This is a genomic window from Mesorhizobium sp. ESP6-5 (assembly GCF_020164695.1).
GTDB lineage: Bacteria > Pseudomonadota > Alphaproteobacteria > Rhizobiales > Rhizobiaceae > Mesorhizobium > Mesorhizobium australicum.
The window spans coordinates 325,719-347,072 of the sequence record NZ_JAIUGR010000001.1 but is presented as its reverse complement, the minus strand read 5'-3'; the positions used below and the strand labels follow the sequence as shown (position 1 = coordinate 347,072).

General features: G+C 64.8%; 20 protein-coding genes. 10 read left to right on the top strand and 10 right to left on the bottom strand.

Annotation, left to right across the window (positions count from 1 at the left end):
• Positions 1-40: 40 nt before the first annotated feature.
• The 3 genes from LB524_RS01695 to LB524_RS01685 all read right to left on the bottom strand — a co-directional run bounded on the left by LB524_RS01695 (position 41) and on the right by LB524_RS01685 (position 3,562).
• Positions 41-1,885: an aminopeptidase P family protein gene (locus tag LB524_RS01695; RefSeq protein WP_224523315.1), complete on the bottom strand. Its 1,845-nt coding sequence runs from the start codon at positions 1,883-1,885 to the stop codon at positions 41-43.
• 214 nt (positions 1,886-2,099) lie between these two features.
• A complete protein-coding gene (locus LB524_RS01690; RefSeq protein WP_224523314.1) occupies positions 2,100-2,972 on the bottom strand; it encodes a 50S ribosomal protein L11 methyltransferase in 873 nt (290 codons plus the stop codon).
• Between the two features lie 11 nt (positions 2,973-2,983).
• Positions 2,984-3,562 carry an SCO family protein gene (locus tag LB524_RS01685; protein WP_140615653.1) on the bottom strand — a complete coding sequence of 193 codons (579 nt, stop codon included), beginning with the start codon at positions 3,560-3,562 and terminating at the stop codon, positions 2,984-2,986.
• A 285-nt stretch (positions 3,563-3,847) separates the two neighbouring features.
• On the opposite strand from LB524_RS01685, the gene LB524_RS01680 reads away from it, so the two are divergent.
• The 4 genes from LB524_RS01680 to LB524_RS01665 all read left to right on the top strand — a co-directional run bounded on the left by LB524_RS01680 (position 3,848) and on the right by LB524_RS01665 (position 5,739).
• Positions 3,848-4,312, top strand: coding sequence for a CreA family protein (locus tag LB524_RS01680; RefSeq protein ID WP_224523313.1), 465 nt, complete (start codon positions 3,848-3,850; stop codon positions 4,310-4,312).
• 84 nt (positions 4,313-4,396) lie between these two features.
• Positions 4,397-5,038, top strand: a complete 642-nt coding sequence (locus LB524_RS01675; protein WP_224523312.1) for a DapH/DapD/GlmU-related protein — start codon at positions 4,397-4,399, stop codon at positions 5,036-5,038.
• Positions 5,039-5,101: 63 nt separating this feature from the next.
• Positions 5,102-5,287: a hypothetical protein gene (locus LB524_RS01670; protein ID WP_224523311.1), complete on the top strand. Its 186-nt coding sequence runs from the start codon at positions 5,102-5,104 to the stop codon at positions 5,285-5,287.
• A gap of 8 nt (positions 5,288-5,295) precedes the next feature.
• Positions 5,296-5,739: a low affinity iron permease family protein gene (locus LB524_RS01665; RefSeq protein WP_224523310.1), complete on the top strand. Its 444-nt coding sequence runs from the start codon at positions 5,296-5,298 to the stop codon at positions 5,737-5,739.
• Positions 5,740-5,814: 75 nt separating this feature from the next.
• Here the strand turns inward: LB524_RS01665 and LB524_RS01660 are convergent, their stop codons facing one another.
• Entirely contained in the window at positions 5,815-6,681 is an 867-nt protein-coding gene (locus tag LB524_RS01660) for an SDR family NAD(P)-dependent oxidoreductase (protein WP_224523309.1), read from the bottom strand.
• Between the two features lie 134 nt (positions 6,682-6,815).
• On the opposite strand from LB524_RS01660, the gene LB524_RS01655 reads away from it, so the two are divergent.
• Positions 6,816-7,097, top strand: coding sequence for a hypothetical protein (locus LB524_RS01655; RefSeq protein WP_140615659.1), 282 nt, complete (start codon positions 6,816-6,818; stop codon positions 7,095-7,097).
• Positions 7,098-7,154: 57 nt separating this feature from the next.
• On the opposite strand, the gene LB524_RS01650 is transcribed toward LB524_RS01655, so the two are convergent.
• Entirely contained in the window at positions 7,155-7,730 is a 576-nt protein-coding gene (locus tag LB524_RS01650; RefSeq protein ID WP_140615661.1) for a TMEM175 family protein, read from the bottom strand.
• A gap of 352 nt (positions 7,731-8,082) precedes the next feature.
• On the opposite strand from LB524_RS01650, the gene LB524_RS01645 reads away from it, so the two are divergent.
• Positions 8,083-9,291, top strand: a complete 1,209-nt coding sequence (locus tag LB524_RS01645) for an MFS transporter (protein WP_224523300.1) — start codon at positions 8,083-8,085, stop codon at positions 9,289-9,291.
• Positions 9,292-9,337: 46 nt separating this feature from the next.
• On the opposite strand, the gene LB524_RS01640 is transcribed toward LB524_RS01645, so the two are convergent.
• Positions 9,338-10,810 (bottom strand): MATE family efflux transporter, encoded by a 1,473-nt coding sequence (locus tag LB524_RS01640; RefSeq protein ID WP_411909891.1) that lies wholly within the window; start codon positions 10,808-10,810, stop codon positions 9,338-9,340.
• Here LB524_RS01640 and LB524_RS01635 point away from each other — a divergent pair.
• Entirely contained in the window at positions 10,809-11,105 is a 297-nt protein-coding gene (locus tag LB524_RS01635; RefSeq protein WP_224523296.1) for a hypothetical protein, read from the top strand. The genes LB524_RS01640 and LB524_RS01635 overlap by 2 nt on opposite strands.
• Before the next feature lie 56 nt (positions 11,106-11,161).
• On the opposite strand, the gene LB524_RS01630 is transcribed toward LB524_RS01635, so the two are convergent.
• Positions 11,162-12,631, bottom strand: coding sequence for an esterase-like activity of phytase family protein (locus LB524_RS01630; protein ID WP_224523294.1), 1,470 nt, complete (start codon positions 12,629-12,631; stop codon positions 11,162-11,164).
• A 513-nt stretch (positions 12,632-13,144) separates the two neighbouring features.
• Between LB524_RS01630 and LB524_RS01625 the strand changes: the two genes are divergently transcribed.
• Positions 13,145-14,698 carry a trimethylamine methyltransferase family protein gene (locus LB524_RS01625; RefSeq protein ID WP_224523473.1) on the top strand — a complete coding sequence of 518 codons (1,554 nt, stop codon included), beginning with the start codon at positions 13,145-13,147 and terminating at the stop codon, positions 14,696-14,698.
• Between the two features lie 123 nt (positions 14,699-14,821).
• Positions 14,822-15,136 (top strand): hypothetical protein, encoded by a 315-nt coding sequence (locus tag LB524_RS01620; RefSeq protein ID WP_140661187.1) that lies wholly within the window; start codon positions 14,822-14,824, stop codon positions 15,134-15,136.
• A gap of 31 nt (positions 15,137-15,167) precedes the next feature.
• Here LB524_RS01620 and LB524_RS01615 read toward each other — a convergent pair whose 3' ends face one another.
• Positions 15,168-17,939, bottom strand: a complete 2,772-nt coding sequence (locus LB524_RS01615; RefSeq protein WP_224523293.1) for an ATP-dependent helicase — start codon at positions 17,937-17,939, stop codon at positions 15,168-15,170.
• Positions 17,940-18,196: 257 nt separating this feature from the next.
• On the opposite strand from LB524_RS01615, the gene LB524_RS01610 reads away from it, so the two are divergent.
• The gene (locus LB524_RS01610) at positions 18,197-20,512 is read left to right on the top strand and encodes a glucose/quinate/shikimate family membrane-bound PQQ-dependent dehydrogenase (protein WP_318012209.1); all 2,316 of its coding nucleotides are present in this window, start codon (positions 18,197-18,199) and stop codon (positions 20,510-20,512) included.
• 34 nt (positions 20,513-20,546) lie between these two features.
• On the opposite strand, the gene LB524_RS01605 is transcribed toward LB524_RS01610, so the two are convergent.
• Together LB524_RS01605 and LB524_RS01600 are read right to left on the bottom strand one after the other, a co-directional pair.
• The gene (locus LB524_RS01605; protein WP_015317242.1) at positions 20,547-20,981 is read right to left on the bottom strand and encodes a hypothetical protein; all 435 of its coding nucleotides are present in this window, start codon (positions 20,979-20,981) and stop codon (positions 20,547-20,549) included.
• A gap of 9 nt (positions 20,982-20,990) precedes the next feature.
• Positions 20,991-21,152 (bottom strand): hypothetical protein, encoded by a 162-nt coding sequence (locus tag LB524_RS01600; RefSeq protein WP_181171126.1) that lies wholly within the window; start codon positions 21,150-21,152, stop codon positions 20,991-20,993.
• Between the last annotated feature and the right edge of the window lie 202 nt (positions 21,153-21,354).

Below are 21,354 nucleotides of genomic sequence, written 5' to 3'. Positions count from 1 at the left end.
CTGGCCTGAACCTCGACACGCCCTTCAGCGCTTCAGAAAATCAAATCTTCGCATCGTGCGGCAGCGGTGCCGTTGCCTTTTCGAGCCAGGCCAGCGTTTCGCCGTCGAGCATCGGACCGATCTCGGCCAGCACGCGGGCGTGGTAGGCGTCGAGCCAGTGCAATTCGTCTCGCGTCAGCAGATCCGATCGCACCAGCCTGACGTCGATCGGGGCCAGCGTCAGCGTCTCGAAACCGTGCATAGCGATGTCGCCGCCCTCGATCTGTTCGGCCGGCGTTACCAGGATGAGGTTCTCGATGCGGATGCCGTAGGCGCCTTCCTTGTAGTAGCCGGGTTCGTTCGACAGCATCATGCCTTCGAGCAGCTTTTCGGTGCCGGTGCGGGCGATACGCTGCGGACCCTCATGCACGGCCAGGTATGAGCCGACACCGTGGCCGGTGCCATGGGCGAAATCGCAGCCATGCCTCCACAGCGCGATGCGGGCGACGGCGTCGATCTCCGAGCCGCGCGTGCCGGGGGGGAAGCGCAGCGTGGAAATGCCGATCATGCCTTTCAGCACCAGCGTGAAGCGCTCGCGCATCTCTTCGGTCGGCTGGCCGATCGGCACGGTGCGGGTGATGTCCGTGGTGCCGTCCTGGTACTGCGCACCGGAATCGAGCAGGAACAGCTCACCGGCCTGGAGCTTGCGGCTGGTGGCGCGCGAGACGCGGTAATGCATGATGGCGCCGTTCGGGCCGGCGCCCGAAATGGTGTCGAAAGAGACGTCGCGCAGCGGCATCTGCGTTTCCTCGCCGGTCTGCCGGCGGGTTTCTTCGAGCCTGGTGACAACCGCGATTTCGTCGAGTGAGCCGGGTTTCTGGCGCTCCAGCCAGCACAACAGCTTGGCCACCGCCGCGCCGTCGCGGCGATGCGCGGCGCGCGAGCCGTTGATCTCGGCCTGGTTCTTGGTGGCGCGCGGAATGCGGGCAGGGTCGGGCGCGGCAATCACCGTGCCGCCATTGTCCTCGACCAGCGTGCGCAGCCGGTCGGCGGCCAGCACCGGATCGAGCGCGATTTTCGCGCCGCTTTTCGCAAGTGCGGCGATCGCCGCTTCGAACTCCCCGGGCTCATGCGGATCGGCGAGTTGGGTGAGGTAGGCCGCCACCTGGCGCGAGAACTTGCGCCGATCCATGAAAAGCTGGTGCGACCCGTCGGCGGCGAGTATGGCGAAGCCGAGCGCCAGCGGCGTGTGCGGCACGTCACCGCCACGGATGTTGAAGGCCCAGGCGATGGACGATGGGTCGGTCAGCACCGCATTGGTGGCGCCGTCCTTGCCGATCGCCGTCGCCAGCCGCGCCAGCTTGTCCTTGGCGAGTTCGCCGGCAAAGCCGATCGGATGAAGCTCGATCGGGGTCACGGGTGCGGCGGGCTGATCCTTCCAGATGATGTCGATCGGGTTCCTGTCGAGTGGCACCAGCACCGCGCCGGTCTTGTCGGCGGAGGCCTGCAGCGCCTTGACCTCGCCGATCGTGTGCAGCCAGGGATCGAAGCCCAGGCGCACGCCCTTGCCGATGTTGTCCTTGAGCCAGACGGCGGGCGGATTGTCGACCAGACTTTCGATCGAAAAGATGTCGAGATCGACCTCATTGCGCACCTGCAGCGTATAGCGCCCGTCGACAAAGACGAAGGCGCGGTCGCGCAGCACGATGGCGACACCGGCCGAGCCGCTGAAGCCGGTCAGCCATTTCAGCCGTGCCGACCGGTCGGCGACGTATTCGCCCTGGTGCTCGTCGGCGCGCGGAACGATGAAGCCGTCGAGGCCATTGGCGCCCAGCCACTGGCGCAGCAGCGCCACGCGCGGCTTGCCGACCGCCGGATCGCCCGCGGAATCGAAGCTCTGGAACATGATGGGCCTCCTTGGTATCCGCTCGACCGTAACCTATGGGCCTGGAAAGCGGAATCGATTTTCCGGCTGGTGCAAATTGCTACAGCGTCCGCCGGGTGACAACCAAATGAGGCTGGTCCAGCCATGAATGAAGGAGGCGGCGGCATTCTCTTGCCGACCCGCATCGAAGTCCAGCAACCGGGACCGTTGAGGGCCGGCAACCGCCTTGCCGGCCTCAGTGCTTGAGATGGATAGTCACCCAGCCTTCGCGGTGCAAGGTACTGACGTGGCGGAAGTTCTGGCCGACATAGGCCGAGATCACAGCGTCGCGCTGGCGGTCGAGGATGCCCGACAGCACGATCGAGCCGCCAAGCGTGATATGCCCTGCCATTTGCGGTGCCAGCCGCATCAGCGGCCGCGCCAATATGTTGGCGACGATGAGGTCGAAGGGCGCGCGCCTGGCAAAGATCGGGTGGTGAAAGCCAGGCGCGGTCACCGTCTCGATCAGGCCTTTGACGTGATTCAGACGCGCATTGGCGGCGGCAACCTTGACCGCGACCGGATCGATGTCGGTGGCCAGCACCGGAATATGTGCCAGCTTGGCGACGGCGATCGCCAGCACCGCACTGCCGGTACCGAGGTCGAGCGCGTTGCGCGGGTGCTCGCGCCGCACGACTTTCTCCAGCATTTCGAGGCAGCCCGCGGTGGTGCCGTGGTGGCCGGTGCCGAAGGCAAGGCCCGCTTCGATCTCGATGGCGAGTTCGCCGCTGTGGCGCTTCCTGCTGTCATGCGCGCCGTGGACGAAGAAACGGCCGGCGCGCACCGGCTTCAACCCTTCCAGGGACCGTGCCACCCAGTCGATGTCGGGCAACGCCTCGCGCTCGACCGGTCTCGACAAAGCCAGGCCTGCGAGAACATCCTTCAGCCGCGCCTCGACCGCTTCGACGTCGCCATCGGCGTAGAGCGAGACCTCGTGGATGTCGGCCTCTTCGTCCACCTCCAGCACGGCGATCGGCAGGCCCTCATCCTCGAAGGCCGTTTCGAGCGCCGCGAAGATGCGCTCGGCCTCGATCTTTCCGGTGGTGAAATGGAGCCGCGTCTGGGTCATGTGAATTCTTGTCAGCCCTTCGCGGCGAGGCGTTTCAGCTTCTCCACGGCGGTGCTGGCATTCTCGCCATAGGCGATCGTGCCCGCGAAGTCGCCCTTGGCGTTGAGCAGCAGGACCGAGGCGGTGTGGTCCATGGTGTAGTCGCCGTCGCCGGTGTCGACCTTCTTCCAATAGATGCCGAACGCCTTGGCCATGGCATGGACCTTGTCCGGATCGCCGGTAATGCCGGTGATGCGGTCGGAGAAATTGCTGACATAGGCGTCCATCACCGGCGGCGTATCGCGCTCCGGATCGACCGATACGAAATAGGCATGCAGGTTCTTGCCATCGTCGCCGAGCGTCTTCAGCCAGCCGGAGAGTTCGAACAGCGTGGTCGGGCAAACTTCGGGGCAGTGGGTGAAGCCGAAAAAGACGACGCTGGGCTGCCCCCGGAAAGCGGCTTCGGTGATCGGTGCGCCTTTCTGGTCGACCAGGGTAAAGGGCGCGCCGAACGGTTCGCCGCCATAGTGACCGCGATACCAGTCGAAAGTCAGCCAGCCGATGCCGGCCGCCATCAGAATGAGAATGCCGACTAGGATAGAACGCATCATCAAAAAAGTCCGTCCGTAATGTCACGGCGCGCCGGCCAGAACCATGCACCCGTTGTAGGCCACAGTCTTAGCGGTTCGACGGGGTACACGCAAAGATGCCGCGTTGACGCAACCGGCTATGGCGGATGCCTGCGGTTTGATCCGACCTTCCGGCTTGCAATGTGTCAGCCTTGGCCCCACCTGAGACCCCGGCAACCCGAACCGCAGGAGGATTCTTTGCCGGGATTGACTGGGCCAGAATTTATCGGACGAGGCTTGATTGGGCGAAAACTAATCGGCGGTGCCTTGGCCGCGTGTGTCGTGCTTGCCGCCGGTAGCGCCATCGCCGAGGAAGTCGGCAAGGTCGGCGTCGACTGGATCGGCAACGACATCATCGTCGAGGCGATCAAGGATCCGAAAGTGGAGGGCGTGACCTGCCACGTTTCCTATTTCGATCGCAGTGTCATCGACCGCTTGCACAAGGGCAACTGGTTCGAGGATCCCAGTGATTCCTCGATCTCCTGCCGTCAGACCGGTCCGATCACCATCGGGGATATTGATACGAGCGAAGGCGGCGAGGAGGTTTTCAAACAAGGCATCAGCCTGATCTGGAAGAAGCAGGTGGTGAACCGCATCTACGACAAGGCCAACGAGACCTTGATCTATCTGTCGCATTCGCGCCAAGTCCAGAACGGCTCGGCCAAGATGTCGGTTACGACGGTGCCGCTCTATGGCCAGAATGTGGTGTGGAGCAACGGCAAGCCGAAATAGGCGGGTCGAACTCTACCCTGTCCTGTTCTGGCTGGCGATTGGCCCCGCTTGCGGGACCAATCGGTCTGACGTAAAGCCGCCGGCATGGACCGTTCTGAAGATCTCGTTGCGAAAGATCCCGAGCCGCGCATTCATCCAACCGCTGAGATGAAGGGCTGCAAGCTTGGCCGCTACGCCGCGATCGGCGAACGCGTCGTGCTGCGCGAGGTCATCGTCGGCGATTTCTCCTATTTCGAACGCCATGCCGAGGCGATCTACACGACGATCGGCAAATTCTGCTCGATCGCCGCCAACAGCCGCATCAATGCGCTGGAGCATCCGATCGAGCGGCTGACCCAGCACAAGGTCAGCTACCGGCCGAACGAGTATTTCCGCTGGCTGGGCGTCGATGCCGCGTTCCGCGACCGGCGGCGGTCGAAGGCCGTGACCATCGGCCATGATGTGTGGATCGGCCATGGCGCGGTCATCTTGCCCGGGATCGCCATTGGCAATGGTGCGGTCATCGGCGCCAATGCGGTGGTGACGCGGGACGTACCGTCCTACACGATCGTTGCCGGCGTGCCGGCGAAGCCGCTCAAGCAGCGCTTTGCCCCTGAAATAGCGGCACGCATCGAAGCTCTCGCCTGGTGGGACTGGCCCGTCGAGAAACTCGCCAGGGCGGTTCCCGACATGCAGGCAATGCCGATCGAGGCTTTCCTCGACCGCTGGGAAAACGACGCCGTCTGACGGAATGAAACCCCTTCCGCCATGCGGGGGTGGCGCAGCGGAAGGGGCTGGAGGTAAACCGCTGTGAAGCGGAAGGAACAGGCTCTTTGCCTGCACGGCTACAATGGCCTTAAACCGATAAGGTGTGTTTTGTTCCAGATGCGCGCTTTGCGTGCATTCGATTGCGTGGGCCGTATTTTTACCGGCGGGAACCCGAAATGGCTGCTGGTTGTTTCTTCCGGCGGACCGCATGACGCGGCGCTGTTTTGAGGGACCACATGATCGAGAAGCTTTTCACCAAATTCGCCAACCAGATCGCCCATCTCACCGGCCTACCGCTGACATTTGCGGTGTGTTGCCTGATCGTTATCGTCTGGGCGGTGAGCGGGCCGTTCTTCAATTTTTCCGACACCTGGCAGCTGGTGATCAACACCGGAACCACGATCATCACCTTCCTGATGGTGTTTCTCATCCAAAACACCCAGAATCGGGACGGCGCCGCGATCCAGGCCAAGCTCGACGAGTTGATACGGGTCAGCGAGGCCAAAAACACCTTCATCGGCATCGAGCACCTGACTGAAGCCGAGGTCCAGGAGATCCGCGCCAAATGCGAGGTCGCGGCGAAGCGGCATGACGACAAAGTCGCGACCATGGCCGCAAAGAAAGTCGTGGCGGCAAAACGCAAACCGAAAAAAGAGGCGGCACGAAGCGCCAGCGGCTGAACCCGCGGTCAATCCCGAGTGTTCCGCCGGTGTTCGAGTTATGTGATCCGCACAGCGGCCATGTTCGGGACATGCTCATCGCTTCATGAACGCCGCGAATGCATCCTTGTGGCCGGGGTGCCAGCGCGACAGGGCAGGGCGGTTTTCGATGATGTCGCCGATCGCCCAGGCCATGCGCTTTTCGTCCATGGGTCGCGCCGTCTCATTGTCGGGACACAGGATATAGAAGTCGCCCCCGACCAGCGATTCCAGCATGAAATCGATCACCTGTTCGCCCGTCCACGCTCCCGCCGGCTTTTCGGTCGCGCCCTCGGTCAGGCCGGTATAGGTGAAGCCGGGGATGAGCAGATGCGCCGACAGGCGGGCGCCGGGTTCATTGCGCAGCGCATGCGCCAAGCCCTCGGTAAAGGTTTTCACGCCAGCCTTGGAAACGTTGTAGGCGAGGTTGCCGGGCGGTGTGGTGATGCCTTGCTTGGAGCCGGTGTTGACGATCAGGCCCGGCTTGGCCGACGCCAGCATGCGCGGCGCGAAAGCTTCGACGCCATGCACCACGCCCCAGAAATTGATGTCGAGCAGCCGCTTCCAGCCGTCGCGGTTTTCCCAGGGCTTTCCGGGGTTGTCGCCGGCACCGGCATTGTTCATCAGCAGCGAGACCTCGCCGAAGGCGCCGAATGCCCGGTCGGCGAGGCGATCGACCTCATCGGCCTTCGAAACGTCCGATGCGACGGCAAGCACGGCGTCGTCACCGGCAATCGCGGAGACGGCCCGCGCGGCATCGTCGAGGCGCGGCCCGCCAATGTCGGCCAGCACGATCTTCATGCCCATCAGCGCCAGCCGTTTGGCCGCGGCAAGGCCGATGCCGCTGGCGGCGCCGGTAATGACGGCGGTGTTGCCAGGGGCAAGCGCTGGCAGGGCGGTCTGGATCTCGGTGTCGGCGATCATCGGCGATGGTTTCCTTTTTTGATGGCGCCGAACTTAGCGCCGGAACGGGCCTGCGCAAGCCTCCGTCGGGCTTGTCGGGTTGACCGGCCCGGTCGGGGCTGCGCATGCTACGACGCCAAAAAGGAGATTTCCGATTGACGGATTGGGTTGCAATTCTGAAGGAACAGACCGCCACCGGCGACCGGATGGGGCGCGAGGTGCCGCAGATGCTGGCCAATCCCGATATCAGCGAAGCCCAGGTGAAGACTCTGTTTTCGGCGCTCGAGCAACAGGCCGAGTTCGTCGAGAAACTGCGCATGGCGCTGGAAAAGTTCGGCCATGATTTCTCGATCATCAAGGTGGCGGAGCGGCTGGAAGAGCGCTACGCCGATCTGGCCGCTTCGGTGGCGGAAAAGCTGAAGGCGATGCGCGGTTAGGCAATTCCACGAAACGTGTGAAGCGGTTTGCCCTCTCGGATTGCGTCAGGCAGATGGCTATTTTTCGATCACCCGCGCAAAGCGCGTGTCCGGCACCAGCCAGATCAGGGCGACGGCGACATAGAGCGCCACGCCGATCCACCGGTCGAGGAAGGTCAGCCCAACGGCCGCTATGTAGACGGCGAGCGAAATCCTTCCCTTGCGATCGCGGCCGATTGCCTTGGCGAATGCGGTGTCCGGCCCATGCAGCCGATGCAGCGCAATGACCAGGATGCTGTAGGCGGTCGCACACATTACAAGGTCAAAACCATAGACCGCGACCGGAACCGCGGCGAAATGGTTCTCGCCCATGAAGGCGGTCGTCACCGGCATCAGGGACAACCAGAACAGCAGATGCAGGTTCGCCCACAGCACGCGGCCGTCGACACGCTGCACGGTATGGAACATGTTGTGCAGATTGTTCCAGTAGATGCCGACATTGATGAACGAAAGCACGTAGCACAGGAAGACCGGCCACTGCGGCAGCAGCGCCGAAAAATCCTCGCCTTCCGGAACCTTCAAGTCCAGCACCATGATGGTGATGATGATCGCCACCACGCCGTCGGTGAATGCCTCGACCCTGCCCTTGCCCATGATCACCACCTCGGTCCGCGACGAATTGCCGAAAGATAGTAAATCGTTAGCGGATGTTGGCATGCCGATAAACGGCGTACGCAAAATTCCTCAACTATATCAGGGGAAACTTCCATGCGTGACCAAGTCGTGCATCCGCCGGTTATCGTCGTGCGCCCGCCGCACACGCCGCGTCCCGGCAAATGCAAGATCGCGTCCGGTTTCTCCTGCAATACGGCAGGGATGCCGTGATCATCGGCTTGCCTGGCCGGGCAACGCCCACCATGGTGTCAGGAGCCTCACCGCCGACCGGAACGTCGGCGGTGAGGAGGCGTTAACGTCGCGACCCCTGAACCTGGTGACGAGGTTGGCCATGGCCTTTCGCGATCTGACGCAAACTCAGAACGAAGCCGGCAGCGACGTCCTCGCGATCCCGACTGTCGCGGCGATGATCGCGGTGCTGTTTGCCGGCAGCACGGTGCTGACGCCTCTCTATATCGTCTACAAGCAGCAATTCGGCTTTTCGCAAATCACCTTGACGCTGATCTACGCGGTCTATGTCGTCGGCAATCTCGGCGCCCTGCTGGTGTTCGGCAGCGTTTCGGATGTCGTCGGGCGCCGGCCGGCGGCGCTTGCAGCCATGATCGTCGCCGTCATCAGCGCGGTTGTGTTCCTGTTTGCCGGCAATGTCGCGTCGCTCGATGTTGCGCGGATCCTGAGCGGACTTGGCATCGGCGTGGGCGCCGGGACGGGAACCGCGTGGATCGCCGAGCTTCTTCCAGAGGCCGGCAGGTCGCGCGCCAGCGTCATCGCCACCAGCACCAACTTTCTCGGCCTCGGTTTCGGGGCGCTTGTTTCGGGGCTGCTGGCCCAATACGAGCCGTGGCCATTGCGTCTGGTCTTCATTGTCTACCTGGCGACGCTCGCGGTGGTGACGATCATGGTCTGGCGCACGCGCGAAACGGTGATGAAGCCAGGCGGCCTTGGCAAGGTCTCCATGCGGCCGCGGCTTTCCGTGCCGACGCAGATCCGTTCGCGCTTCGTGGCGCCGGCGGTGACCGGCTTTGGCGCGATGGCGTTGGTCGGCTTCTATGCGGCGGTGGCGCCGAGCATTCTGGCGCAGCAACTGCATGAGGCCAACCACGCCGTGGCCGGTGCGCTGTTCTTCGAACTGGCGATGGTCGCGGCAATCAGCATCGTGGCGCTGGCGCGGATGGGGAGCAGCAAGGCGATGCTGGCCGCGCTGGCCTTGATGATCCCAAGCACCATGCTTGTGGTGGCGGCGCAGATGCTGGCCTCGATGGCGCTGATGATCGCGGCGACCGCCTGCTGCGGCGTGGCGGCCGCGCTCGGCTATCGCGGCGGCTTGCAAGTGGTGAACGAGATCGCGCCGCGGGATCGCCGCGCCGAGGTCGTGTCCAGTTTCTTCGTCTGCTGCTTTGTCGGCAACGCCTTGCCTGTCATCGGCATCGGCGTCGTGTCGACCTATGCCAGTGCTGTCGCCGCGAGCCTGGCCTTCGCGGCCATGATCATCGCGTTCGCGCTGGTGGCGCTCGCCTTCGGGCTCAGACAGAAGCGCTGAGGCCGCCGCGCCAGCCCGGCAAGGCACGCCGGCAAGGCGGGCGGCATCAGCCGTTCGGCGTTTCAGGCGCCATGTTCGCGCGCTGGCGCGGCACGCCAAGCCCGGTGTCGGGCGGCTCGCCGGCAGCCGGCCTGTTCTCGATCATGTGCAAGCTGCGCCAGCCGCCGAAGCGGTAATAGATCGCGGCCAGGATCAGAGACGTGATCGAACCGGCCGGAAAACTCCACCACAGCGCTTCCTCGCCGATCACGCCGCGCATGTAATAGGCAAAGCCGGTGCGCACGACGAGCACCGAGATCACCAGGATGATCAGCGGCGGCATCACGGCACCCGTGGCGCGCACCGTGGCGAACAGCACGATGGTGATGCCGAACAGGATGAACGACCAGGACGCGGCCGTGTTGATATGCGCGGCGATATCGATCGCCGCGCTGTCGCTGCTCAGGAACAGGCTCAGGATCGAACGGTCGAAGACCCATAGCAGCGCGACGAGGGCGCCGGTCAGGACAAGGTTGAAACCGACGCCGGAGGCGGCGATGCGGCCGATCCGGTCCCAGCGACCGGCGCCGACATTCTGCGCCGCCATGGAAGAGACCGCGGCGCCGATGGCTAGCGCCGGCATCTGGATGTAGGTCCAGAGCTGCGCGGCGATACCGTAGGCGGCGGCGACCTGCGAACCGTAGGAATTGACGATGCCCATCACCGTCAGGGCCGCCGCCGAGATGACGATCATCTGCAGGCCCATCGGCACGCCCTTGAAGACGACGATGCGCAGCAGCGCCGGATCCGGGCGCAGCAGGACGAGATTGGCGCCGGCCAGCCGCAACGGATGCTTGCGCGCGTAGAGCACGACGAGGATGGCGACGACGCTCACGGTCTGGCCGATCAGAGTCGAGGTGGCGGAACCGGCGATGCCGAGTTCAGGAAACGGGCCGATGCCGCGGATGAGCAGGGGATTGAGCACGATGTCGAGCACGACCGCCAGCGCCATGAAGATGAAGGGGGTGCGTGAATCGCCCGCACCGCGCAGCACGGTCATGACGAAGGACAGAAGGTTCATCATCGGCACGGCGACGAAGATGATGCGCAGGTAGGAGCGTGCGAGCGGCAAGGCGTCGGCCGGCGTGCCGAGCGCGCCCAGGATGGCGTCGACCCAGATCCAGCCGCAGACCGCGAACATCACTGAAACGAGGAAGAAGAAGGTGGCGCTGGTGCCGACGATGCGGCGCGCCTCGGGCAGGTCGCGGGCGCCGACCGACTGCGCCACCAGGATTGTGGCCGCCATGCCGATGCCGAACACCGTGCCGAGGATCAGGAACAGAACGAGGTTGGCGTTGGACGTCGCGGTCAGCGCCGACTCGCCGAGGAAGCGGCCCACCCAGACGGCGTTGACCGAGCCGTTCAGCGATTGCAGCACGTTGGAGCCGAGCACCGGCAAGGCGAAGAGCAGCAGCGTGCGCGGGATCGGGCCGCTGGTCAGGTCGCCGGTACGCCGGCGTGCGGGCATTTTTTCGTCCATGGCGGCCAACCTGGCAAATGTGACTCTGGCCCGCGACGATATCGCAGGCCGGACCGAGATGCACCCTGCGCCGAGGCGCAGTGACCGTCGATCGGTCAGGCACGCCGGAATGGAATTCCATCGGCAAGAACGTCGTCCGGCTGCGTGCGCTTATGAACCAGGACATCATCGACCGCCCGCTCAGGTCTTCGTGCGGCCCAACCTGTCGGCAGCCGGCAAGATCATGGCCGTGTCGAGCAGGACGGCCGAGCCGATCGATGCCGGCGTGCCGAAGGACGCGGAATTCCTGAAGTAGGCCTTCACCACCTGCTCAAGCGGACGCGCCAGGCGCGCCCGCTTGAGCAGTGATCGTTACTTCTTGCCGAGACCTGGCAGCGTGACCTGATAGACCAGGAACATGGTGTCGACATCGGCGCCGTCATCGGCCTTGTAAGGCGCGCCGACCTGGAAGCCGTCCTGGGCGAGGAAGTCATTGTCGTTGCCGACGAACAGGAAATAGTCGTCGGGCAGCTTCGGATCGAGGACGCTGGCCAACGACATCGCTTCCCACTTCTCCGAAAGCTCGTTGTGGTCCTTCGCGCCGCCATTGTGCAGGCCGAAGTGGTCAAGCGCGGTGGCGTCGTTGATGTCGATGAACGGCGTCAGCTTGGCCGGCGTCACCGAGGGATCAAGCACGCCCTTGGGCGCGACCGGCTTGTCGGCCGCATCGAAGGCGCCGCCCGCGATGTCGGTCGCGCCGGAGACGTCGACGATGTTGATCTGGCGGTAGAGCGAAGCGTCACCCTTCTTCAGGCCCTGGCCGTTGCCGCTGTCGCGCGCCAGCATCAGGAAGGACGTGGCCGAAAGCGCCACGATCTCGCTCTGCGCGGCGATTTTGGTCTTGCCCTTGGCGTCCTTGAACACCGGCAGTGGCACGACATATTCATGCGCGAGCTTCAGATGGGCGAGGTCGGAAGCATCGTAGACCAGCGCCCGCGTGTTCTGCCGTGTCGAGGGTGAATCGCCGCCATCCTGCCTCGGCGCCGACTGCAGCACGGCGATCAGGAACTTGCCGTCCGGCGTCATCGCCATGCCTTCGAGGCCCTGGTTGTTCTGGCGCCCGGTTTCGGGATCCTTCGGATCAGGGTCGGCGGCGCCCGGGCCGGGATTGTCGGAGGAGAAGTTCGGCGCTCCCTTGCGCATCGGCACGAGAGCCGCAGGCGGCTGGGTCGCCGACATCAGGCGGCCTTGCGCGGAGAACCTGTAGATGTTGGGGCCGTACTCGTCGGAGATGAACATCGAGCCGTCCGGCAGCCGCACGATGGCTTCATTGTCGAGCGCGAGCTTGCCATTGGTGGCGACGGGCAGCATGGGCATGTCGCCGGCCGCGGCGCGTACGTCCGACAGCGGATCGAGGCCGGTGGCATCGGCGCCCTTGTCGTCTGTGAGAAGCATGGTGTCGGCAAGCGTCGCCTTGACGCCCGTCTGCTCCTGGCCGGCGGCGGGAGCCCCGCCCGGCGCAACAGGCGTGAACTCGATGGCGATGGTGTTGAGGCGCGGCCGGTAGTCGGTGGTGCCGGCGACATTGTAGCCACGGTCGGGCAGTAGCCAGAGCGATCCCTTGTAGGTGCCGGCATCATGCGTCCAGCCCGAAATGTCAATCGCCATGCCCGAGCCCGAGCCGAAGGTCTCGCCGAACGTGTCGCGCTGGTCGGCCGGGATGCGGCCGACGCCGACAAGGCCCTTGTTGATGTAGGCCACGCCATCGGCAAGCGCCGGGGTGAGGGCGGTGAACAAGGCCAGCGCGACGCCGAGCGAGGCGGTTCGGTGCAGGTGTTTCATGGACAATCCTCTTTGTGACGAAGCACGCCGGAGCGGCCGAAGGAAAAATGAAAAAGAGGTGCCGCATCGATGATGCCGCGCGTGCCTCCCCGAAAGCGATCTAAGGCGTCAACATGATGCTTGCGTGACAGAGGGCGACACGGGTCAGCCGGTATCTCCATGTGCTGATAAAAAACGCTGGAGAGCGGGAATTGGTGACCTCCCATGGAGCGTCCCTGGCATAATAGGCACTTATGTCTAGTACGGATATGATGGCGGCTTCGAACTGACCGGGAGGGTTGAAGCCGCACTGTCGCGCCGTGGTCATCGGGGGCGGCGTTGTCGGCGCCTCGGACGGATTTGGCTACCACGATCGGCAAGAGCGTCGCGCTGGCGTTGGTGGACGACGATTTCGCCGGGGAGGGGATGGCGCTTTGCGTGCACATTGTCGGCGTCGAACGGACGGCGCGGGTCATCGCGGCTTCGCCTACAGTCCCCAAGGCAGGGCGATGCGGCAATGAGGAGGAGTTTCTGATGGTCGATGACGCTGCACGGGATACGAGGCGCGAACGCCGGCGGGGACGCATGGGCGAGGCGGGCAGCGAATCAAGCCGCAAGCCCAATTACCGGTCGCTGAAGAACCCATTCCTGCCGCAGCCGATCTTTTCCGACGACCAGGTGGCGTCGATCCACGGCACGGCGCTGCGCGTGCTGGAAGAATTGGGCATCAAGGTGCTGCTGCCCGAGGCGCGCGAGGTGCTCGCCCGCGCCGGCGCCCTGGTCGACCCCGACACCGATATGGTGCGCATCGGTCGCGACATGGTGGCGGCAGCCTTAGCCTCGGCGCCGCGATCGATCCACGCTTATGCCGGCGCGCGCTCTCGGGACCTGTCGCTCGAACTGGGCTCGATGACGTTCCTGGCCGGCTCCGGCGCGCCCAACGTCACCGATCTCGAGCGCGGCCGGCGGCCCGGGACGCTGGTCGCCTTCGAGGAGTTGATCAAGCTGGTGCAGCATTTCGACGTCTTGCACATGCTGGGGCCATGCATCGAACCGCAGGACATCGACAATCGTTTCCGCCACTATGCCGTCAACCGGGCGCAGCTGACCCTGTCGGACAAATTTCCGTTCGTGTTCGCGCGCGGCACGCCGCAGGTCGATGACAGTTTCGAGATGATCAGGCTGGCGCGCGGGCTGTCCGAGGACGAGTTCCGCTCGGGCGCGCATTGCTACACCGTCATCAACACCAACTCGCCGCGCCAGCTCGACATTCCGATGGCGCAAGGCATCATCGATTTCGCCAAGGCGGGCCAGGTCCTGATCATCACGCCGTTCTGCCTGGCGGGTGCGATGGCGCCGATCACGGTGGCCGGCGCGCTGACCTTGCAGCATGCCGAAGCGCTGGCCGGGCTGACGCTGGCGCAGATCGTGCGGCCGGGCGCGCCGGTGGTCTACGGTTCCTTCTCCTCCAATGTCGACATGAAATCGGGCGCACCGGCCTTCGGCACGCCGGAGCACGTGAAGGCGACACTGGGTGCAGGCCAGCTGGCGCGCTTCACCGGTCTGCCCTGGCGCTCGGGCGGCGGCAGCGCGGCCAACATTTCGGACGCGCAGGCCGCGCACGAGACGCAGTTCGCGCTATGGGGCTCGGTGCTGTCGGGCGCCACCGTCTGCATCCACGCGGCCGGCTGGCTGGAAGGGGGCTTGAGCGTTTCCCTGGAAAAGCTGGTCACCGACATCGAGGCGCTGCAGACGGTCGCGGAACTTTGTGCGGCGACCCCCGGTGACGACGACGCAATAGGCTTCGAGGCGATCGCCGAAGTGCAGCCGGGCGGCCACTTCTTCTCGGCCGGCCACACCATGGCGCGCTACCGCACCGCCTTCTACGAGCCGCTGGTGGCCGACTGGTCGAATTTCGGCAACTGGACGCAAAGCGGCTCGAAGACCGCCACCGAACGCGCCACCGGCATCTGGAAGCGCACCCTTGCCGATTTCGAGCCGCCGGCCGCGGCGGCCGCCGCGTCAGGCGTGCTCGACGCGTTCATCGCCCGGCGCACCGAAGAGGGCGGCGCGGCGCCGGTGTCGTGAGATAGTTCGCGGATCCATCATCCCGAATTGTGGCCGTGATCTCGGAACCTGCGGCGCGTCCCACGCATTCATGGATGCGGGCCAATGCCTGGCTCCATCCGCGAGCCGTTGAGGGAGGACGACATGGGTTTCGACCAGTACCACGAACCGCCGGAAGAGCTGTCGCAGGAAGTGCGGACCTTTGCCCGCATGATCACCTCGCTGATCGAGGAGGCGGAAGCGATCAGCTGGTACGAACAGCGCATGTCGGTCGAGAAGAACCCGCAGGCCAAGGCGATCATGAAGAACGCACAGAGCGAGGAGTTCAAGCATTTCGGCATGGACCTCGAATTCCTGCTGCGCCAGAAGACGGATTGGCGCGTGGAACTGAAGGAAATCCTGTTTACGACGGGGGATATCGTGAAGGCCGGGGAGAAGGGCGAGAAGAAGGTGGATTGAGGCCGGACGTCAGCCTTCGAGGCTGGCAGCCTCACACTGGCAGCACAAACCCGTCCAGTACGCGCTTCTGGCCGGCCTTATCGAAGTCGATGGTCAGCTTGTTGCCCTCGATGGCTGAAATGTTGCCGTTGCCGAATTTCTGGTGGAAGACGCGGTCGCCGACGCTGAAGGCGGACGGCGTGTCGGAGACGGACTTGGCGACCAGTTCACCGTCGATGGTGCGGCCCTTGACGCTGGTGCGGCCGGCGCCGTAGCCGGAGTCTGTTTCACCATAGCCGATGCGTTCGACCTGATGGCCCGAACGCGTGCCCCAGTTGCGGTCGGTCGCCTCGGTGCGGTTGGCCTGCGCACGCTGCCAACCCGGCGTCGAATAGGTGTTAGAGAAGGCGCCGGATTTTTCCCCGCCGCCCGAAGTGCCGCCGATATTGTCGAAGCGCGAAGCGCCATAGGGGTTCTGTCTTCCCGCCCCCTGGCCGCCGCCACGGCCGGATGCGAACGAGCCGCCGCCATAGGGATTGCCGTAGCCGCCATAGGAGTTGCCGGCTTCGGCGACCTCGACATGGGCTTCCGGCAGTTCCTCGAGAAAGCGCGACGGGATGGTCGATTGCCAGAGCCCGTGGATGAGGCGGTTGGAGACGAACCAGATATGCAGGTTCTTCTTGGCCCGCGTCAGCCCGACATAGGCGAGCCGCCGCTCTTCCTCGAGCCCGGAGCGGCCGCCTTCGTCGAGTGCGCGCTGATGGGGAAAGAGGCCTTCTTCCCAGCCGGGCAGGAAGACGGTCTCGAATTCGAGGCCCTTGGCCGAATGCAGCGTCATGATGGAGACGGCATCGAGCCCGGCATTCTGCTCGGCATCCATGACCAGCGCGACATGTTCGAGGAAGGAGCGCAGCGATTCGTACTCCTCCATCGAACGGATCAGTTCCTTCAGGTTCTCAAGCCGCCCGGGGGCTTCCGCCGAGCGGTCGTTCTTCCACATGTCGGTGTAGCCGCTCTCCTCGAGAATGGTCTCGGCAAGTTCGGTGTGCGGCGTGGTTTCCAGCGCCTTTTGCCAGCGTTCGAAATTGGCAGCGACCTCGCGCAGCGCGGCGCGCGGTTTCGGCTTCAGCTCGTCGCTTTCCGCCAGTGTACCCGCCGCCTCCAGCATCGGGATGCGCAAGGCGCGCGCGGTGTCGTGGATCTGGCGGATGGTCGCTTCGCCCAAGCCGCGCTTGGGCACATTGACGATGCGCTCGAAGGCGAGGTCGTCGGTGCTGTTGGCGACGACGCGGAAGAAGGCCAGCGCGTCGCGGATTTCCATGCGCTCGTAAAAACGCGGACCGCCGATGACGCGGTAGTTAAGGCCGAGCGTGATGAAGCGGTCCTCGAAGGCGCGCATCTGGAAGGACGCGCGGACCAGGATCGCCATGTCGTTCAAATTGTGCTTCTGGCGCTGGTAGGCCTCGATGGTCTCGCCGATGGCGCGGGCTTCCTCCTCCGAATCCCAGGCGGCGTGGACGTTGACCTTGCCGTCCTCCGGATCGTTGCGGTCGGTGAACAGCGTTTTGCCGAAACGGCCCTCATTGTAGGCGATGAGATGGGAGGCGGCGCCCAGTATGTGCGCGGTCGAGCGGTAGTTGCGCTCCAGCCGGATGATGGTGGCGCCCGGAAAATCCTTGTCGAAGCGCAGGATGTTGTCGACCTCGGCGCCGCGCCAGCCATAGATCGACTGGTCGTCATCGCCGACGCAGCAGATGTTAACTTTGTTTTCGCTCACGGGCTGTTCCGCGCCTGCCGGCGCGGGCCCTCCGCGGGGGCCTCGCAACGGCTCGGACGCCCGGTCGGGCTTGCGGCCTTCGGCCGAAACTGCTGAATCGTCCTCTGGAGTTGCGGGTCTATAGCTAGCCGCTTCCGTTTTATCCGAAACACCGGAAAAACTTGGAGCGCGCCCACCCGGAGAACCACTTCGCGCTGGTTGTGATCCGCTCGGCCTTTGCGCCAAGAGACGCAGCCACATGTATTGGGCAGTGTTGGTGTCCTGGTACTCGTCGACGAGGATGTATTTGAACCGCCGGTGATAGTCCTTCAGCACATCGGGATTGGCGCGGAGGATGCGGATCGGGTGGCAGAGCAAATCGCCGAAATCGCAGGCGTTCAGCGTCTGCAGCCGCTCCTGATAGGCCTTGTAGAGCTCGCGGCCCTTGCCGTTGGCGAAGCTGCGCGCATCGCCCTCGGCGATATCGGCCGGACCCTGGCCCTTGTTCTTCCAGCCGTCGATCATCTGGGCGAATTGTTTCGCGGGCCAGCGCTTGTCGTCCAGGCCCTCGGCCTGGATCAGCTGCTTGATCAAGCGCACGACGTCGTCGGTATCGAGGATGGTGAAGTCGGATCTCAGGCCGGCAAGCTCGGCGTGGCGGCGCAGCAGTTTCACCCCGATCGAGTGGAAGGTGCCGAGCCACGGCATGCCCTCGACATTGCCTTCGCCGATCAGGATGCCGATGCGCTGTTTCATCTCGCGCGCGGCCTTGTTGGTGAAGGTGACGGCCAGGATCTGCGAGGGGAAGGCCCTGCCGGTGGCAAGGATGTGGGCGATGCGGGTGGTCAGCACGCGCGTCTTGCCCGTGCCGGCGCCGGCCAGCACCAGAACCGGGCCTTCGGTGGTCTCCACGGCCAGCCGCTGCTCGGGATTCAAGCCCCTGAGATAGTCGGGCGCATTGTTTTGGCCGCCGCGGGCAGCCATGGCGCGCGCGGCAATGCCCGACGGGGCCGTGGGCCGCGCATTGGGTTCGTCGAAAAAGGGCATGTCTTCGGAAAAGCCGGACATCTCCCCCGAATGTAGTGATTCGGGAGGGAAAGACCAGAACTGTCTACGTTTTGTTCCGGTAAAGTGCCCGATACGGCGGCTTCACCGATATGGGAACCGCCGTTGTGGAACAATCCCAGGCGGAACGAGGTTGCTGCCCGCGGGTCCGCGACCTACGCTTGACAGGCGCCGCCGTCGGGAGAAAGTTGCACGGGCAACACGCAATGCCGGGTTGCCCTTGCCCGCCCCATGCGCGCAACAGTCGAAGGAGTATCATCTTGGCTGTCACCATCACCTCCCTCATTCTCTTCCTCATAGGCCTGGCGCTTGGCGCCGGCGGCATCTGGTTGGCTTCGCTGGGCGGCAGTTGGTACTACATCATCGTCGGTCTCGCCTTCCTGGTCGCCGCCTGGCTGCTCTACCGGCGCCGTTCCACGGCGCTCTGGCTCTACGCGGCGATCGTGCTCGGCACGCTGGCCTGGGCGGTCTGGGAAACCGGCTTCGACTGGTGGGAACTCGGTCCCCGCGGCGGCATCATCGTGCTGGTGGCGTTGTGGCTGCTGACGCCGTGGGCGCGGCGCGGCCTTGCCGGTCCGGACGGGCGAGCCCCTTTGATCCTTGCCGTGCTGGCATCGCTGGCGGTGGCCGGCTATTCGATGACCACGGACCCGAAGGACATCGGCGGCGCCCTCGACACCGACAAGGTGATCCCCAACGCCAATCTCGGCGGCGATGTGCCTGCGGGCGAATGGCACTATTACGGGCGCACGCAGTTCGGCCAGCGCTATTCGCCGCTCGACCAGATCACGCCGGAAAACGTCGCCAACCTGAAGCCGGCCTGGACCTATCGCACCGGCGACGTCAAGGGCCCCGACGATGTCGGCGAGACCACTTATCAGGTGACACCGCTCAAAGTGGGCGACACGCTCTATATCTGCACGCCGCACAACTTCGCCATCGCCGTCGATGCGGCGACCGGCAAGGAGAAGTGGCGCTACGATCCCAAGATCAAGCTCGACAAGGACCGCCAGCACCAGACCTGCCGGGGCGTCTCCTATTATGCCGACGCAGCAGGCGCCGCCGGCCAGCCCTGCGCGGCGCGCGTCTACCTGCCGACCTCGGATGCGCGGCTGATCGCGCTCGACGCCGCCAACGGGCAGGTTTGCCCGGCCTTCGCCGAGGGCGGCACGCTCAATCTGTTGACGGGCATGCCGTATCCGAAGTCGGGCTATTACTACTCGACCTCGGCGCCGCTGATTGCCGGCGGCAAGATCATCGTCGGCGGGGCGGTCAACGACAATTATTCGACGCAGGAGCCGTCCGGCGTCATCCGCGCCTATGATGCGAGCAGCGGCAAATTGCTGTGGAACTGGGATTCCGGCAATCCGGACCAGACGACGCCGCTGCCGGCCGGCCAGACCTACACCGCCAACTCGCCCAACATGTGGTCGACGCCGAGCGCCGACGAGAAGCTCGGCCTGCTCTACGTGCCGCTCGGCAACCAGACGCCGGACCAGCTCGGCATGGGCCGCAGTGCCAATGTGGAGAAATTCTCCTCCTCGATCACCGCGCTGGACCTCAACACCGGGCAGTTGAAATGGGTGCGCCAGACCGTGCACCATGACCTCTGGGACATGGACGTGCCGGCGCAGCCGAGCCTGATCGACATCACCAAGGCCGACGGCTCCGTGGTGCCCGCGCTGGTCGGGCCGACCAAGCAAGGGGACCTCTATGTGCTCGACCGGCGCACCGGCGAGCCGGTGATTGCGGTCAAGGAAGTGCCGGCGCCCGGCGGCGCCATCGAGGGCGACCACACATCGCCGACGCAGCCCGCGTCCGATCTTTCCTTCAACCCGCCGCCGCTGACCGAGCACGATATGTGGGGCATCACCATGTTCGACCAGCTGGCGTGCCGCATCGCGCTTCACAAATTGCGCTATGAAGGCCGCTACACGCCGCCTTCGCTGCAGGGATCGCTGGTTTATCCCGGCAATTTCGGCACGTTCAACTGGGGTGGCGTGGCGGTCGATCCGGTGCGGCAAGTGATGTTCGGGATGCCAACCTATCTTGCCTTCACGTCGCGGCTGGTGCCGCGCGCCGACGTGCCGCCGCCGGGCGACACCAAGGGCAGCGAGCAGGGGTTGAACCGCAATGACGGCGCGCCCTATGCCGTGGTGATGGGACCGTTCCTGTCGCCACTCGGCATTCCCTGCCAGGCGCCGCCCTGGGGCTACGTCGCGGGCGTCGATCTTCGCACCGGCGCGATTGCCTACAAGCACCGCAACGGCACCGTCTATGACATGACGCCGCTGCCGTTGCCGTTCAAGGTCGGGGTGCCCGGCATTGGCGGCCCGATGATCACCGCCGGCGGTGTCGCCTTCCTGGGTGCCGCGGTCGACGACTATCTGCGCGCCTATGACCTGACGTCAGGCAAGCAGCTCTGGCAGGCGCGGCTGCCGGCCGGAGGGCAATCGACGCCGATGACCTACACCGTCGCGGACGGACGCCAGTTCGTGGTCATCGTCGCCGGCGGCCACGGCTCGGTGGGCACCAAGCCGGGCGATTACGTGATGGCCTACGCGCTGCCGAAGTAGGCAGGCGGGGTTACCGGGTCCGGCGAGCCGACGATCAGCCGAGCCCCAGATGGCTCTTTAGGCTCGGCACCGAGCCAAGCACTTGGTTGGTCAGATCGGGGCCCGCGGCCGCCTCGGCCTGCTGGACAAGCGTCTCGCCAGCCTTCTGGATCTGCGCCAAGTCGAGGCCGGAGGCCTTGAGCGCCGCGAGGCCGTTGACCAGCGCGCCGGCCTTTTCGCCGAGAACGCCGCCAAGCGCGCCCTGCAGCGACGACAGGAAGCCGCCACCGCCGCCGGCCGGGGCGGCCATGACGTCATATTTCTGCGCCAGCGCATCGGCGCCCGGAATCTTGGCGAAGAAGGAGGAGGCGCTGGTGCCTTCGGCCTCGTGCTCGAGCACCGAGAAAATGGTGCCGACGACCTTTTCGGTCGTGGCCTGGTCGAGACCGGCCTTCTGCGAGACGGTGTTCACGATGTCCTGAACGTCCATGACTTCACATCAACTTTGGGTTTTCAAGTTCGCGGGCTGGCGCTTGCGGCTGCGGACCCTGACCATGGACTTGCGGCTTGCCGCGACAACGGCCGCGCGCATCGCCAGAACGGCCGCCACTGCTGCCACGAAGGCGGTTGCCAGGATCGGCGAGGGCATGGTCATCGGCATTGTTCCTTTCAGATCGGGCCTATAGGACCGAGGGCGACCGGCCAGCCAGTTTCCCCCACTATTGTGGCAGCGCCATCAAGATTTGTCACCGATGACAAAAACGTGATGATCCTCGGCCGACCGACGGCCGCGAGGCAGCGAGATGTCACGCTCCGGTGACTGGACGATGAGAGGCTCGCCCCTATCTTGCGACCGGCAAGGA